The sequence below is a fragment of the Blastococcus saxobsidens DD2 genome (assembly GCF_000284015.1).
Classification (GTDB): domain Bacteria; phylum Actinomycetota; class Actinomycetes; order Mycobacteriales; family Geodermatophilaceae; genus Blastococcus; species Blastococcus saxobsidens_A.
In genome coordinates, this window is the sequence record NC_016943.1 from 3,762,817 (window position 1) to 3,777,723 (window position 14,907).

15 protein-coding genes are annotated in these 14,907 nt (G+C 73.0%); 10 read left to right on the forward strand and 5 right to left on the reverse strand.

Annotated features, from left to right (window positions below; all coding sequences use genetic code 11):
• Positions 1 to 27: 27 nt before the first annotated feature.
• Both meaB and BLASA_RS17780 read right to left on the reverse strand, forming a co-directional pair.
• Entirely contained in the window at positions 28 to 1,053 is a 1,026-nt protein-coding gene (meaB, locus tag BLASA_RS17775) for a methylmalonyl Co-A mutase-associated GTPase MeaB (RefSeq protein WP_014377600.1), read from the reverse strand.
• The gene (locus BLASA_RS17780; protein ID WP_014377601.1) at positions 1,050 to 2,240 is read right to left on the reverse strand and encodes an acetyl-CoA C-acetyltransferase; all 1,191 of its coding nucleotides are present in this window, start codon (positions 2,238 to 2,240) and stop codon (positions 1,050 to 1,052) included. The genes meaB and BLASA_RS17780 overlap by 4 nt, the downstream gene beginning before the upstream one ends.
• 212 nt (positions 2,241 to 2,452) lie before the next feature.
• Here BLASA_RS17780 and mce point away from each other — a divergent pair, with 212 nt between their 5' ends.
• From mce to BLASA_RS17810, 6 genes are all read left to right on the forward strand, one after another.
• Entirely contained in the window at positions 2,453 to 2,926 is a 474-nt protein-coding gene (gene mce / locus BLASA_RS17785) for a methylmalonyl-CoA epimerase (RefSeq protein ID WP_014377602.1), read from the forward strand.
• Between the two features lie 99 nt (positions 2,927 to 3,025).
• Positions 3,026 to 4,357, forward strand: coding sequence for a crotonyl-CoA carboxylase/reductase (gene ccrA, locus BLASA_RS17790; RefSeq protein ID WP_014377603.1), 1,332 nt, complete (start codon positions 3,026 to 3,028; stop codon positions 4,355 to 4,357).
• A gap of 146 nt (positions 4,358 to 4,503) precedes the next feature.
• Positions 4,504 to 5,730, forward strand: a complete 1,227-nt coding sequence (locus BLASA_RS17795) for a hypothetical protein (RefSeq protein ID WP_014377604.1) — start codon at positions 4,504 to 4,506, stop codon at positions 5,728 to 5,730.
• Positions 5,731 to 5,834: 104 nt separating this feature from the next.
• A complete protein-coding gene (locus tag BLASA_RS17800; RefSeq protein WP_014377605.1) occupies positions 5,835 to 6,752 on the forward strand; it encodes a hypothetical protein in 918 nt (305 codons plus the stop codon).
• 85 nt (positions 6,753 to 6,837) lie between these two features.
• Complete coding sequence (locus tag BLASA_RS17805; protein WP_231839489.1) at positions 6,838 to 7,692, forward strand: DUF4397 domain-containing protein; 855 nt, start codon at positions 6,838 to 6,840, stop codon at positions 7,690 to 7,692.
• A 10-nt stretch (positions 7,693 to 7,702) separates the two neighbouring features.
• Positions 7,703 to 8,323, forward strand: a complete 621-nt coding sequence (locus tag BLASA_RS17810) for a class F sortase (protein ID WP_166486581.1) — start codon at positions 7,703 to 7,705, stop codon at positions 8,321 to 8,323.
• Positions 8,324 to 8,336: 13 nt separating this feature from the next.
• Here BLASA_RS17810 and BLASA_RS17815 read toward each other — a convergent pair whose 3' ends face one another.
• The 3 genes from BLASA_RS17815 to nucS form a co-directional block, all read right to left on the reverse strand.
• Positions 8,337 to 8,597: a hypothetical protein gene (locus BLASA_RS17815; RefSeq protein ID WP_014377608.1), complete on the reverse strand. Its 261-nt coding sequence runs from the start codon at positions 8,595 to 8,597 to the stop codon at positions 8,337 to 8,339.
• A gap of 66 nt (positions 8,598 to 8,663) precedes the next feature.
• A complete protein-coding gene (locus tag BLASA_RS17820; protein ID WP_014377609.1) occupies positions 8,664 to 10,445 on the reverse strand; it encodes a 3-hydroxyacyl-CoA dehydrogenase family protein in 1,782 nt (593 codons plus the stop codon).
• Between the two features lie 100 nt (positions 10,446 to 10,545).
• Entirely contained in the window at positions 10,546 to 11,217 is a 672-nt protein-coding gene (gene nucS / locus BLASA_RS17825; protein WP_014377610.1) for an endonuclease NucS, read from the reverse strand.
• Positions 11,218 to 11,327: 110 nt separating this feature from the next.
• Here nucS and BLASA_RS17830 point away from each other — a divergent pair, with 110 nt between their 5' ends.
• The 4 genes from BLASA_RS17830 (at position 11,328) to BLASA_RS17845 (ending at position 14,815) form a co-directional block, all read left to right on the forward strand.
• The gene (locus BLASA_RS17830) at positions 11,328 to 12,068 is read left to right on the forward strand and encodes an EAL domain-containing protein (protein ID WP_014377611.1); all 741 of its coding nucleotides are present in this window, start codon (positions 11,328 to 11,330) and stop codon (positions 12,066 to 12,068) included.
• A gap of 49 nt (positions 12,069 to 12,117) precedes the next feature.
• Positions 12,118 to 13,035: a hypothetical protein gene (locus BLASA_RS17835; RefSeq protein WP_014377612.1), complete on the forward strand. Its 918-nt coding sequence runs from the start codon at positions 12,118 to 12,120 to the stop codon at positions 13,033 to 13,035.
• A 130-nt stretch (positions 13,036 to 13,165) separates the two neighbouring features.
• On the forward strand, positions 13,166 to 13,477 hold the full coding sequence (locus tag BLASA_RS17840) for a hypothetical protein (RefSeq protein ID WP_166486582.1): 312 nt from the start codon (positions 13,166 to 13,168) through the stop codon (positions 13,475 to 13,477).
• Between the two features lie 333 nt (positions 13,478 to 13,810).
• Entirely contained in the window at positions 13,811 to 14,815 is a 1,005-nt protein-coding gene (locus BLASA_RS17845) for a Fic family protein (protein ID WP_269446674.1), read from the forward strand.
• Positions 14,816 to 14,907: the final 92 nt, after the last annotated feature.

Sequence of the window (14,907 nt, forward strand, 5' to 3'; positions counted from 1 at the left end):
CCACCCTGGCCCGCCGGGGAGCGCTGGCTAGAGCTGGCCGAGCAGCTCGTCGGCGGCGCGGTAGGGGTCGGTGCTCCCGCCCACCACCTCGTCGGCCAGCGCGCCGAGCGCCGCGGAGCCGCGCACGTCACCCATCCGCCCCCGCAGCGTGGCCAGGGCGATCGCCTCGATCTCCCGGGCCGCCCGCTCGCTGCGCCGGCGGTGCCCCTCGCCGGAGGCCTCCAGCCACTGGCGGTGCTCCTCGATCTTCGCCAGCACCTCCTCGACGCCGTTGTCGGCGTCGCGGGCGGCGACGGTGCGGCAGATCGGTGGCCGCCAGTGACCGGCCTCCGAGTGCCGGCCGCCGAGGGACAGCATGTAGCGCAGGTCGCGCACGGTCTGGTCGGCGCCGTCCCGGTCGGCCTTGTTGACGACGAAGACGTCGGCGACCTCGAGGATGCCCGCCTTCGCCGCCTGGATGCCGTCGCCCATGCCGGGGGCCACCAGCACCAGCGTGGTGTCGGCCAGCGAGGCGATCTCCAGCTCGGACTGCCCGACACCGACGGTCTCGATCAGCACGACGTCGCAGCCGGCGGCGTCCAGCACCCGCAGGGCCTGCGGGGTCGCCCACGAGAGGCCGCCCAGGTGGCCGCGCGAGGCCATGGAGCGGATGAACACCCCGCTGTCGCCGGCGTGGTCCTGCATGCGCACGCGGTCGCCGAGCAACGCGCCACCGGAGAAGGGCGACGACGGGTCGACGGCGAGCACGCCGACGCGCTTGCCGGCCTGGCGGAGAGCGCGCACCAGCGCAGTGGTCGACGTGGACTTGCCGACCCCGGGTGAGCCGGTCAGGCCGATCACCTGGGCCTGCCCCGTGTGCGGGGCCAGGGCGGCCGCCACCTCGCGGAGGGCCGGGCTGGCGTCCTCCACCAGGGAGATCAGCCGGGCCACGGAACGGGCGTCGCCCTTCCGGGCTCCGGCGACCAGCGTGGGGACGTCGACCGCGCGGCGACTCCGCCGCCCCCTCGGGGCGGCGGAGGCGTCGGGCTGGACCGCGATGCCGTCCGACGTCACGCCTTGGCGGGCACGTGCAGGATCAGCGCGTCCCCCTGGCCCCCGCCGCCGCACAGCGCGGCCGCGCCGACGCCACCGCCCCTGCGGCGCAGTTCCAGCGCGACGTCGAGCACGACGCGGGCACCGCTCATGCCGATCGGGTGACCCAGCGCGATGGCGCCGCCGTTGGGGTTGACCTTCTCGGGGTCGATGCCCAGCTCGCGGGTGGAGACGATGCCGACGGCGGCGAAGGCCTCGTTGAGCTCGACGACGTCGAGGTCCGCAGGCGTGATGCCCTCGCGCTCGCAGGCCTTCTGGATCGCCCGCGACGGCTGGCTCTGCAGGGTGGCGTCCGGACCGGCGACCACGCCGTGCGCGCCGATCTCGGCGATCGGCGTGACGCCCAGCTCGGCGGCCTTCTCGGCGCTCATGACCACCACCGCGCAGGCCCCGTCGGAGATCTGCGACGCGGTGCCCGCGGTGATCGTCCCGTCCTTGGCGAACGCCGGCTTCAGCTTGGCCAGGCTCGCCGCGGTGGTGTCGGGGCGGATCCCCTCGTCCTCGGTGAACTCGATCGGGTCACCCTTGCGCTGCGGGATGAGGACCGGGGTGACCGCCTCGGCGAAGACGCCGTCCTTGGCGGCGCGCGCCGCCTTCTGGTGGCTGGCGGCGGCGAACTCGTCCTGCTCCTCGCGGGTCAGGTCGTAGCGGGAGTTGGCCTTCTCGGTCAGTTCTCCCATCGCGACCTGGTCGAAGGTGTCGGAGAGACCGTCGTGGGCCATGGAGTCGACGAGCGTGGTGTCGCCGTACTTCGTGCCGGTGCGCGAGCCGGCAAGCAGGTGCGGAGCCTGCGTCATCGACTCCATGCCGCCTGCGACGACGACGTCGTACTCGCCGGCGCGGATCAGCTGGTCGGCCATCGCGATCGCGCTGAGGCCGGAGAGGCAGACCTTGTTGATCGTCAGCGAGGGCACCGACATCGGGATGCCACCGGCGACCGCGGCCGGGCGGGCCGGGTTCTGACCGGCACCGGCCTGGATGACCTGACCCATGATCACGTAGTCGACCTGGTCGCCGGAGATGCCGGCGCGCTCGAGAGCGGCCTTGATGGCGACGCCGCCGAGGTCGGCCGCGGAGAAGTCCTTGAGCGAGCCGAGGAGCCGCCCCATCGGGGTACGGGCGCCGCTGACGATGACCGAGCGGGACATGCTGCCTCCAGGGGCGGGCCGCCGCCGTTGGCGGCCACGTTGTCGGGACGCACCGCGGCGGCGGGGACCGGCGCGGCGTCAGGCCTTCCGGGAAGGATAGGACGGCGCACCGGCATGCGGCAGGGCCGGTTCTGTGGTCGCGATCACGCCGGTCGGGTGATGCCCGCCACATCGACCTGTCGTCCGGGACGTCGTGGCGTCAGGATGCCCCGGTGACCACCAACGACGCCGATCACAGCAGCGCCGCGGGCCTGCCCGCGGAGCTGTTCACCACCATCGACCACGTGGGCATCGCCGTGCCGGACCTCGACGAGGCGATCGCCTTCTACGCCCGGACCTTCGGGGTGCGCTCCGTGCACGAGGAGACCAACGAGGAGCAGGGCGTCCGCGAGGCCATGCTCGCCGTCGGCACGGGGGACACCCGCATCCAGCTGCTCGCGCCGCTGACCCCGGAGTCGACCATCGCGAAGTTCATCGGCCGCTCCGGCCCGGGCCTGCAGCAGCTGGCCTTCCGGGTGGACGACGTCGAGGCGGTCAGCGCCACGCTGCGCGAGCGAGGCCTGCGCCTGCTCTACGACGTCCCCAGGCGTGGGACGTCGGACAGCCGGGTCAACTTCATCCACCCGAAGGACGCCGGCGGCGTCCTGGTCGAGCTCGTCGAGCCCGCCGCCGCGCCCGCTCACTGACCGACCACACCGGAACGGTTACCGACCGGTAACATCCATCCCCACCGCAACCGCCCTCCGAGCCCGGCCGACCCGGCCGCCGATGACCCAGGAGTTCGCGTGAACGAGATCAGGGACGCCATCCTCGCCGACGAGCTGGACGCACTGGGAGGCCTGGCCGTGCCGGCGTCCTACCGCGCCGTGCTGGTCCGCAAGGACGAGCAGAACATGTTCGAGGGGATGTCCACCAAGGACAAGGACCCCCGCAAGTCGCTGCACGTCGAGGAGGTGGCGACCCCGGAGCTGGGCCCCGGCGAGGCGATCGTCGCCGTCATGGCGTCCTCGGTGAACTACAACACCGTCTGGACCTCGATCTTCGAGCCGGTCTCGACCTTCGGCTTCCTGGAGCGCTACGGCCGGGTCTCCGAGCTGACCAAGCGGCACGACCTGCCCTACCACGTGGTGGGATCCGACCTGGCCGGCGTCGTGCTGCGGGTCGGGCCGGGCGTCAACAAGTGGAAGCCCGGTGACGAGGTCGTCGCGCACTGCCTGTCCGTGGAGCTCGAGGACCCGGCCGGCCACGACGACACGATGATGGACCCCGAGCAGCGGATCTGGGGCTTCGAGACCAACTTCGGCGGTCTGGCCGAGCTGGCGCTGGTCAAGAGCAATCAGCTCATGCCCAAGCCGGCCCACCTGTCCTGGGAGGAGGCCGCGGCGCCGGGGCTGGTCAACTCCACCGCCTACCGGCAGCTGGTCAGCAAGAACGGCGCGGCCATGAAGCAGGGCGACACCGTGCTCATCTGGGGCGCCTCGGGCGGGCTGGGCTCGTACGCCACCCAGATGGCGCTCAACGGCGGTGCCATCCCCGTGTGCGTCGTGAGCAGCCCGGAGAAGGCCGACATCGTCCGGAAGATGGGCGCCGAGCTGGTCATCGACCGCTCCGCCGAGGGCTACCGGTTCTGGAAGGACGAGAACACCCAGGACCCCAAGGAGTGGCAGCGCCTGGGCAAGAAGATCCGTGAGCTGACCGGCGGGGAGGACGTCGACATCGTCTTCGAGCACCCCGGCCGGGACACCTTCGGCGCCAGCGTCTACGTCGCCAAGAAGGGCGGGACGATCGTCACCTGCGCCTCCACCACCGGGTACATGCACTCCTACGACAACCGGTACCTCTGGATGAACCTCAAGCGGATCGTCAGCTCGCACTTCGCCAACTACAAGGAGGCGTGGGAAGCCAACCGGCTCATCGACAAGGGGCTGATCCACCCGACCCTGTCGAAGGTGTACCCGATGGAGGAGGTCGGCCAGGCCGCCTGCGACGTCAAGGGCAACCTGCACCAGGGCAAGGTCGGCGTCCTCACCCTCGCCCCCGAGGAGGGGCTGGGCGTCAAGGACGCCGAGAAGCGCGAGAAGCACCTGGCGGCGATCAACCGCTTCCGCGGAGTCTGAGGGAGGACTCCGGCCGCCGGTGGGGTCGGCCGCGCGCCGGCCCCACCGGGCACCGTCCGGCGTGTCGCGCGAGACGTCCGGGACAGCTGGGATTCGACCACCCCGGGAACGGTGACGAGCCCCTCCCCTTCTGCGAGGATGACCCCATGAGCGACCCCCGCGATCTGCCGATGCACGAGGCGCAGCACTCGTTCGACGTCGTCCTGCGCGGATACGACCGCAGCCAGGTGGCCGACACCATCGAGCGGCTGGAGGCGGACTTCCGCATCGCGCTCGCCGATCGCGACGCCGCGGTCGCCCGCTCGGCCGACATGGCCGGCCAGCTGTCGGCGCTGCACGGCGAGATCGAGTCCCTCCGGCGCAAGGCCGCCACCGCCGCGGCCCCGACGTTCGAGAACATCAGCGAGCGCATCCAGCACATGCTGCAGCTCGCCGAGGAGGAGGCCGGCGAGATCCGCCGCGCCGCCGAGATCGACGCTTTGGCCGTCCGCGAGCAGACGGCCACCGAGGAGCGTGCCCTGCTCGAGCGGCACGCGGCCGGGCAGGCCGAGATCGAGCGGATGATCACCGAGGCCCGCCAGGGCGCCGAGCAGATCGCGCAGAAGGCCCAGATCCGCGCCGACGAGCTGGTCGCGAAGGCGCAGGAGCGGGTCGCGCGTCTCGACGCCGAGTCGCAGGCCCGCCGGGCGAAGGTCGAGGAGGACTTCGACATCGCCCAGCGCGCCCGCCGCGCCGAGGCCGCCCGCGCCGAGGAGGACCGGGAGCGGGTCTCCACGCAGGCCGCTCGCCAGCGGATCTCGGCCGCCGAACAGCACGCGGCCCAGCTCGTCGCCGAGGCCGAGGCCCGCGCCGAGGCGATCCGCGAGGTTCGCGACGAGCTGACCAGCCGGCTGCTCCAGGCCCGCCGGCTGCTGGACACCCTGCCGGACCTGGGCGACCGTTCCCAGCAGTCCCGGGACGACGCCGGGACCGACCGGCGCCCCGAGCCGGCCGCTCGCCCCGCGGAGCCTGCGGCGGAGGGCGCGCCCGTGGCGCAGACCGCCAAGCCCGCCACGGCTCCGCAGCCGGCTGCCGCCGCCTGGCCCCAGGCACCGGCCCCGGTCGCCGGGCCGCAGACCGGGCAGCAGCCCGCCGTCCAGGTGCCCCGGGGCGACGGCGAGGCCGCCGCCGCACGGCAGCCGACGCGTCCCGACCCGGTGACCGCCACGTTCCCCGCCGGCCACCGCGCGGGAGAGCCCACGACCCGGCAGCTGCCGCTGCCGCCGCGCCCCGACTCCGGCCCGTCGGAATCCACCGCGGAGTCCATGGCGGGCGCCACGGTCGCGAACCCGGCCACCCGGTCGATCGACCAGCCGGTCCGGGCGCAGGGCTGACGCCGGCGGCCCACCACCCGCGGTAGCGAGCCACCGCACCACCGCGCGCGGGCCGACCGGCGTCCTGCGCGCGGAACCTCCACGGACGCCGGGGAGGAGGTGCGGTGCCGACCCGCAGTGCACGGCACCGTCCCCGGCACCGCGCCGGGGGACCGCTCGGCGCCACCCTCGGCAGCCGGCGCGGGCAGCTCCTCCTCGTGGCGGCGCTCGTCGCGGTGCTGGCTGCGGCGGCGGTCGCCCTGGTGGCGGGGCCGGAGCAGGGGGACCGGTCCAGCGCCCAGGGCGGCCCACCGACCGGAGGGGCGGGCACACCGACGGCGGGGACGACGACCGCCCCGGACAGCGCCCCGGCGACGAACACCGTCCCCGGGACCGGGATCACCTCCCTGCTGGACTGGGCCGACGGCGAACTGCCTCCCGGCACGCAGCTGCGCGCCGAGGGCGACGTGCGCGACGACCTGCTCGCCGCCGGAGCACCCGACGACCTGGTGGCGACCGACCGGCCCACCGGCCCGGACGGCCTCGTCCTCACGGTGTCCGACGGCTCCGCCGGGCCCGGCGGCCGGGTGGTCGCCCGCTTCGATGGCCTCGTCCTGAGCGACCCCTCCCCCGGCACCCCCACGGTGGAGCACCTCGAACGGCGGCGGGCGCTGGCCGAGGCGATGCTGGCCAACCCCACGATGCGCGCCCCGGAGCAGGCGGCCGCGGTGCTGCGGTCGGCCGACGTGGACATGCGGCTGCTGTCCCTGCTGGCGGTGCTGACCGCGCGGGAGGGCCTCGGTGTGGCCGCCTTCCCGCGGGCCGCGGGAGCCGAGGGGCCGGCGCGGACCGTGCTGCTCGACGCCGTGGGAAGCGCGCCGGTCGGCGCCGGCGAAGCGGCCACCGCGGAACTACGCACCTGGCTGGAGGCCCAGCTCCCGCCCTTCGCCCCCGACCGCGTCGAGGTCACGGAGGAGGGCGTTCTGCTGTCCTACCGCTACGCATCGGACCCCGACGCGCTGGTCGCCGAGGCCGCCCCGTGACGCTCGGTTGGACAGGAGTCGCGTCGAGTGGGCGAATGGACCCCAGGGCCGCTTCCCGGTCCGCTCCCCACCTCTTGGAGAAACTGTGGACCGGTTGACCCGCGTGCTGTCCGTCGCCGCACTGAGTGCCGGCTTCCTGCTCGTCGCCCCCGCCGGGGCGGGCGCCGCCGAGGAGGACGGGCTGCTGCGCCTGGCCCACCTCTCGCCGGACACCCCGGCGGTCGACGTGTACGTCGACTCGGTCGCCGACCCGGGCGACGGGACGGCGCTGCTCACCGTGCCCGGCGTCGGTTACGGGACCATCTCCGACTACCAGAGCGTGCCCGCGGGGGTCTACGCGGTGAGCATGCGGCAGGCCGGCGCCGACCCGACCGCTCCGCCGGTGCTGTCGACCACCGTGGAGATCGGCTCCGGTGACGCTCGCACCGTCGCCGGGGTCGGCCGCTTCGCCGACCTGGGCCTGGAGGTGCTCGAGGACGACCTCACGCTCGCGCCGCCCGGCCAGGCCCGCGTGCGGATCATCTCCGCCGCAGCCACGGCACCGACGCTGGACGCCGCCGTCGGCGGTACGGACCTGGCCACCGGTCTGGCCTTCGCCGAGGCCGGCGACTACGCCACCGTGCCCGGCGACGCCGGCTCGGTGCGGCTCACGGTGGACGGCGAGCCCACCGAGTTGCCGCTGGACCTGGCCCCGGGCTCCGTGTACAGCCTCTTCGTCCTGGACCGACCCGAGGGCGGGCTGACCGTGCGCACGGTCCTGGACGCCGCGGGCTCGGGCGTGGTGCCGACCGGCGGTGTCGAGACGGGCGCCGGCGGCACCGCGGCCGACGAGGTGGACCCGGCCGTCGTGAGCGGTGCCGCAGGCCTGACGATCCTCACCGGCCTGCTGCTGGCCCGGCGGTCGCGCCGCGATCCGGCACGGCACGCCGCCGGTTCCTGAGGCGCGCCCGGTGAGCTGCCACCGCCGGCCGCGGCGGCCGGTGCAGCCGTGGCTGCGACTGCTCGCCGGCACCGCCTTGGTGGCCGGCACGGTCGCGCTGATCTCTCCCGGCGCGAACGTCCCCGCGGCGGGGTCCACCGCGACCCCGCCGGTCCCCGTGGTGACCGGGCACGGCACGGTGAGTGCGGCGGCGCCGCCGGTCCGGGTGCGGGTCCCGGCGATCGGCGTGGACAGCCCGCTGGTCGAGCTCGGCATCGACGGCGCCGGCGCGCTGGTGCCGCCCGCGGACTTCGCCCGTGCCGGTTGGTTCGCCGGGGGGCCGGCCCCCGGTGACGTCGGGCCGTCCGTGATCGCCGGTCACGTCGACTCGCGGGACGGGCCCGCGGTGTTCTTCCGGCTGGACGAACTGGCGGCCGGCGACGAGGTGCTGGTCGACCGCGCCGACGGCACGACGGCCCGTTTCACCGTCACCGGCGCCGACCGCTTCCCGAAGGACCGGTTCCCGACCCAGGAGGTCTACGGTCCGACACCCCGCGCCGAGCTCACGCTGATCACCTGCGGCGGGGAGTTCGACCGCGAGCGGCGCAGCTATCGCGACAACGTCGTGGTGACCGCCGTCCTCGTGAGCTGACGGCCGCCGCCCGTCAGCGGCGACGGTCGCGGGCCCGCCAGCAGGCGGTGTGCCAGTGCCGCCGCCAGTCGGCGGCGGAGTCGACGTCCCAGGGCTGGAGGTCGGAGTCCCGGGCGTACGCCGGCCAGGTCACCACGTGCGGTGTGCCGGGACGGATCTCCTGGTCGCAGCCCGGACAGCGGTAGGTCTTGCCGGTCGCCGCCCCGGTGATCCCGCGCACCACCCAGTCGCCGTCCGTGGCTTCCTCGACCTGCTCGACGCCCCGCCGGCGCACCCCCGACCCACCCGGCGCACGATCCGGGGATCGCGAACCGGCCCGGGGGCGGCGACGGGGCACGCGTCAGCGGCTGGCGTAGTCCCGGAACCCGCGGCCGGTCTTGCGGCCCAGGTAGCCGGCGGTCACCAGGTGCTCGAGCAGCGGGGCCGGGGCGAAGCCGGGCTCGCGGAACTCGGTGTAGAGCTCCCGCTCGATGGCCAGGGAGACGTCGAGGCCGACGACGTCGAGCAGCTCGAACGGACCCATCGGGTAGCCGCAGCCGACCTTCATGGCGGCGTCGATGTCATCCGCGGTCGCGTAGTGGGCCTCGAGCATCTTGACCGCGTCGTTCAGGTACGGGAAGAGCAGGGCGTTGACGATGAAGCCGGCCCGGTCGGTGCACGAGACCGCGTGCTTCGCCAGCTTCGCCGAGACCGCGTGCACGGTCGCCGCGACGTCGGGCGCGGTGGAGATCGTCGAGACGACCTCCACCAGCTTCATGACCTGCGCCGGGTTGAAGAAGTGCATCCCGACCACGTCGGCGGGGCGGCCGCTGGCCTTGGCGCACTCGATGACCGGCAGGCTGGAGGTCGTGGTGGCCAGGACGGCACCCGGCTTGGCGATCTCGCCGAGGTTGGCGAACAGCGCCTCCTTGACCGGCAGCGACTCGACGACGGCCTCGATGATCAGGTCGCGGTCGGCGAGGTCGTCCAGCGAGGTGGTGCCGGTGATCCGGCCGAGGATCTCGTCCCGGGCGGCCTCCTCGAGCCGCCCGCGGACGACCTGCTTGTCGAGCGACTTGGCCAGCGCCGTGCGGACCGCCTCGACCTTCTCGGCCGCGCGGGCGACGAAGACCACGTCGTAGCCGCCCTTGGCGACGACCTCGATGATGCCGGTGGCCATCGTGCCGGAGCCGACGACGCCCACGGTCGACACCGGCCGGGCGCCCTCGGCGGCGCCGCCGGGGATCGGGGTGGCCGCGTCCGGGACCACCTCGGCGGAGCCGGCCTCGGCGTAGGTGTAGAAGCCGCGGCCGACCTTCCGGCCGAGCAGCCCGGCGGTCATCATCTGCTTGATGACCGGGCTGGGTGCGTGCAGCCGGTTGCGCGACTGCTTGTACATCGTGTCGAGGATCTCGTAGGCGGTGTCGATGCCGATGAGGTCCATGAGCGCCAGCGGCCCCATGGGCAGGCCGCAGCCCAGCCGCATGGCGGCGTCGATGTCCTCACGGCTGGCGTACCGGTTCTCGTACATCGACACCGCGTGGTTGAGGTAGCCGAAGAGCAGCGCGTTGGCGATGAAGCCCGCCTTGTCGCCGATCGTCACGTCGACCTTGCCCAACCGATCGGCGAGGGCCTCGACGTCCTCGACCACCGAGGGCTCGGTGACGACGGTGCGCACCACCTCGACCAGCTTCATGACCGGCGCCGGGTTGAAGAAGTGCATGCCGATGACCTTGCTGGGCCGGCCGGTGACCACGGACAGCTCGGTGACCGAGAGGCTCGAGGTGTTCGTCGCCAGGATGGTGTCCGGCGGGCAGATCTTGTCGAGCTTGGCGAAGACCTCGGCCTTGAGCTCCATCCGCTCCGGGATGGCCTCGATGACCAGCTCCGCGGACGAGAGGTCCTCCAGCGAGGTCGAGAAGCGGACCCGCTCGAAGATCGCGTCGCGCTCCGCCGGGTCGAGCTTTCCCCGGGCCACGGCTCGGTCGGTCGACTGCTCCAGGTGGCCACGACCGCGGGCGAGCGCCTCGTCGGTGACCTCCACGGCGGTGACCGACAGGCCCGCCCGGGCGAGCACCTCCGTGATCCCGGCACCCATGGTGCCCAGCCCCACGACGCCGACCTCGTTCAGTTCCCTGGCCACGTTGCCCTCTCCTCCCACCGCCGGTGATCGCGGGGAAGTCTCTCACCTCCCCGCTCCGGGGCTGCGCGCGACTACCGGTCGGTAACCTCCCGGGCCACCGTCAGAACAGGCGCTGGGTGGGGTCGTCGGTCCCCTTCAGCACGGCGTAGTCGACCGTGACGCAGTCGATGCCGCGGTCGGTGGCCAGCACACGGGCCTGCGGCTTGATCTCCTGGGCGGCGAACACCCCGCGGACCGGCGCCAGCAGCGGGTCGCGGTTGAGCAGTTCCAGGTAGCGGGTCAGCTGCTCGACCCCGTCGATCTCCCCGCGGCGCTTGATCTCCACGGCGACGGTGGTGCCGCCGGCGTCCCGGCACAGCAGGTCGACCGGCCCGATCGCCGTCGGGTACTCGCGCCGGACCAGCGACCAGCCGGGCCCGAAGGTCTCCACGTGCAGGGCGAGCAGGCGCTGGAGCTCGGCCTCGACGCCGTCCTTCTGCAGCCCGGGATCGACACCGAGCTCGTGGGAGTGGTCGTGCTCGACGGCGTCGATCGTGATGACCAGCTGCTCGCCGGCCTTGTTCGTCACCGTCCACGTGCCCGCCCCGTCCACGAGGTCGTCCTTGAGCGTGCAGGGCGGGGTCATCCAGTTCAGCGGCTTGTAGGCGCGGTCGTCGGCGTGGATGGACACCGAGCCGTCGGCCTTGACCAGCAGCAGACGGGTCGCCATCGGCAGATGGGCGGTGAGCCGACCGATGTAGTCGACGGAGCAGCGGGCGATCACCAGGCGCACGGACGACGACGGTACCGGTCCGGTGCCGGACCGGAGGGGCCCACCGGTTACGGAAAGACCCGTACCGGAAGTCGTGGTGGCGACCGTCACCTGAGCCCAGAATGGGCGGCGTGCCAGGTGCGGGGGGAACCACGACGGTCGCAACCGGCGGCGCGCTCGCCGACGACTGGGTGCACTGGCTGCTCGACGCGGCCCGCGCCCGGCTCGGCATGGAGGAGGTCATCGGCCACGAGGCCCTCAGCCGGTTCCCGGCGTGGGCCGCCGACGGGCCCGCGGAGCTGTTCAGCGAGGCCGCCGCCACCGGCGTCGGCGTCGAGCTGGAGGAGGTCGCGGTCCGTGCCGCGCTCGCGGAGGCCGGCCGGCTGCCCGGGGAGCTGACCCTCGCGGTGAACCTCTCGGCCGGCGCGTTCCTGTGCCCGTCCGTGGTCGACGCGCTGCTGGAGCACGCAGGCTGCCCGCTGGCCGTGGAGATCACCGAGCACAGCCCCGTCGACGACTACGAGTCCGTCCTCGCGACCACCAGGCGGCTGCGCCACGCCGGCGTCGCCATCAGCGTGGACGACGCCGGGGCCGGGTACGCCAGCCTCCGGCACATCCTTCGACTGAATCCCGACGTGATCAAGCTCGACATCGGGCTGGTGATGGGTCTGCACACCGACCGCGCCCGCCAGGCCATGACCTCGGCGATGGTCGCGTTCGCCGGTGAGACGGGCGCTCTCCTGATCGCCGAGGGAGTGGAGGACGCAGCAGAGCGGGACACCCTGGTGGCCCGCGGCGTCCGGTACGGGCAGGGATACCTGTTCGGCCGGCCCCGTCCGGCCGGCGAGGTGCTGTCCGCCCTCGGCAGGTAGGACGGGAGAAGGCCGGAACCTTTCGTGCTGCCCGCCCCGTCATACCCGTATGAGCAACCATCGACTGCACGTCGCAGCCGCCGTGGTGCTGGCCCTGCTGCTCAGCGCCTGCGCCGGGAAGGGTGGGAACGGCGGGAACGGCGGCTCCGCCGCCGGCCCGTCGCCGGAACCGCAGCCGGACCCGGCCACGGTCGTGCTGCAGGTCAGCGAGGTCGGTGGCTTCACGACCCCGGCCCTGCTGGCCGGCCGGGTGCCCAGCGTGACGGTGTACTCCGACGGCCGGGTGATCACCGACGGCCCGGTGCCGGCCATCTGGCCCGCGCCCGCGCTGCCGAACCTGCAGCTCTACCAGCTCGACGACGGCGGGGTGCGCGAGCTCGTCGAGCAGGCCCTGGCCGCGGGCGTCACCGAGACGACCGATCTCGGCAGCCCACCGCTCGCCGACGTCACCAGCACCCGCATCACGGTCCGCACGGGCGGGGAGATCGTCACCCGGGAGGTCTACGCCCTCGGGATCGGTGCGCCGCGCCTGCCGGACGACGGCCCGGCGGCGCCCGCGGACGACGGAAGCGGCCTGACCGAGGAGCAGATGGCCGCACGCGCCGAGCTGTCGGCGTTGGTCGACGCCCTGCGGAACCCGGGCGAGGTGCTGGGCGCCGAGTGGGTGACCGAGCCCGAGCCCTACGTCCCCGAAGCGGTGGCGGCGCTGGTCTCGCCCTACGTCGACCCGGCTCCGGATCTTCCCCAGCCGGAGGTAGCGTGGCCCGGCCCGCCGCTGCCGGGCGAGCCGATCGCGCCCGGGGTCACCTGCGTGACCGCCACCGGGGAGCAGGCCGACGCCGTCCTCGCTGCCGCGGCCGACGCCTCCGGCGCGACCCCGTGGACGACGGACGACGGCACCCGCTGGTCCGTGGTCCTCCGGCCGCTGCTGCCCCACGAGTCCGGCTGCGACGACCTGGTGGACTGAGCTGGACGTCACCGACGGGCCCGCCGCTCCGCGAGGAGGGGCGCGCCCATCGGCTGAAGCGCCTCGAATGGCCCAGGATCCAGGGCGACGCACGCACGTCGACGTCCTGCCCCGGCGGAGAGCCACCGGGATGGAGGTAGCCGGGCCGACGCCGACGCAGAAGACCCGCTTCTTCGGAGTGCGGACCTTGGACCCGCAGACGTACGGCAAGGACTTCGCCGTCGTCGTGGAACAGGTGCTGCAGCGGCTGTCGGCCACCGGCGCGCAGCTGGAGGTGGAGCTGGAGATCTCGGCGACCAAGGCCGAAGGCTTAGGCGACGACGTCGTCCGCACCGTATCGGAGAACGCCGGCACCCTCCGCTTCGAGCAGTCCGGCTTCGAGACCGACCGACGCGGGGCTGCGGCGTTTCCTTGGCTGTGTAGCGCGCTCTACAAAGGATAGTCGCTAACCTTGCCGAAACGGAGGTCCGAGGGAAGGAAACCCGCCATGGCTCGATGGCGAGCCGAGTACTGGCCAGCATCCGAGTCCACCATGCTGCCCCGGCGTGAACGCAAGAGCGGCCCCTTCCAGTCCTACCTCCCCGATCCCTTGGGCGACCGAGCGCTTCGAGTAGACCCAGTACTGGGAGAGCTGGCAGCTGACGCTGAACGTGCGGTTCGAGCTGTCAGCTCGCAGCCGGGCGTCACCGGGCTGCAAGGCCTGTCCCGATTCCTGCTCCGGTCCGAGGCCATTGCCAGCTCCCTCATCGAGGGAGTGGCGCCAGGTGCGCAGCAAGTGGCCCTCGCAGAGCTCGCCCAGGTAGAAGGTCTCAAGGGGTTCAGCGAGCAGGCGCGGCTCGTCGCCAACAACATCACCGTGCTCCGGGACGCAGCAGGACGGCTGGCCCAGGCCGATCACGTCCGGATGCCCGACATCGATGCACTGCACCGTGCGCTGCTCCCGGAGGAGAAGCATCACGGCATCCGCCGTGTCCAGAACTGGATCGGACGGTCGAGCTACCACCCCCTCGACGCGGTCTTCGTCCCTCCGCCGCCCGACCTCGTTGCTCCCATGATCGACGATCTGGTGCGCTACATGAACGGCTCCGTGCATGCCCCCCTCATCCAGGCAGCGCTGGTGCATGCGCAATTCGAAACGATCCATCCCTTCACCGACGGCAACGGCAGAGTGGGTCGGGCCCTGATCCACACCGTCTTGACCCGTCGCGGACTGACCTCCTCGTCGGTTCTCCCGATCAGCCTCGTCCTCGCAACGCTGGCCGAGGAGTACATCGCGGGACTCACGCACTACCGGTATGACGGCCCATCAGGCAGCGAGGCAGCACATGAAGGAGTCTCGGCGTGGCTGCGCGTCTTCCTCGAGGCCGCATTGGTCGCTGCCGAGCAAGCCAGGCTCGTATCCGCCGAAGTGCTTGCGCTCACCCAAGAATGGGACGCACGCGTGCGCGCCCACCGCCAGGAGAAGGGACTCCGAGGCGTCCCGCGTGCCGATTCTGTCTCCGCTCGACTACTCGCTCGACTCCCCGAAGCACCGGTGGTCACGCTTGCGACGGTGCAGCGCATCCTCGACGTATCCGACGTCGCAGCCCGTGCAGGCTTGGAGGAGCTGACTGATGCCGGGGTGCTCACGCGGAGAAAGCTGGGCGGCCAGACCGCCGGGTTCCTGGCCAGAGAGGTCTTCGACTTGATCGGTCACGCCGAACGTCAGCTGGCGAGCACCCGGTTCGACACCCGCATCTCCTCACCGGACCGTCCCGTGCCGGCGCCTCCGCAGTCCTGAGAGCCCGGCTCAGGCCGTCCTGACCGAATCGGGCCTCAGTGACGACCGCTTCCGGGCCTCACAACCGAGTGGTGGCACCGTGCTTGTACTCA

Excerpts from the sequence above, each read along its gene's own strand:
- BLASA_RS17840 (WP_166486582.1), top strand. The coding sequence starts at position 13,166 with ATGGAGGTAGCCGGGCCGACGCCGACGCAGAAGACCCGCTTCTTCGGA.
- BLASA_RS17835 (WP_014377612.1), top strand. The coding sequence starts at position 12,118 with ATGAGCAACCATCGACTGCACGTCGCAGCCGCCGTGGTGCTGGCCCTG.
- BLASA_RS17795 (WP_014377604.1), top strand. The coding sequence starts at position 4,504 with ATGAGCGACCCCCGCGATCTGCCGATGCACGAGGCGCAGCACTCGTTC.
- BLASA_RS17780 (WP_014377601.1), bottom strand. The coding sequence starts at position 2,240 with ATGTCCCGCTCGGTCATCGTCAGCGGCGCCCGTACCCCGATGGGGCGG.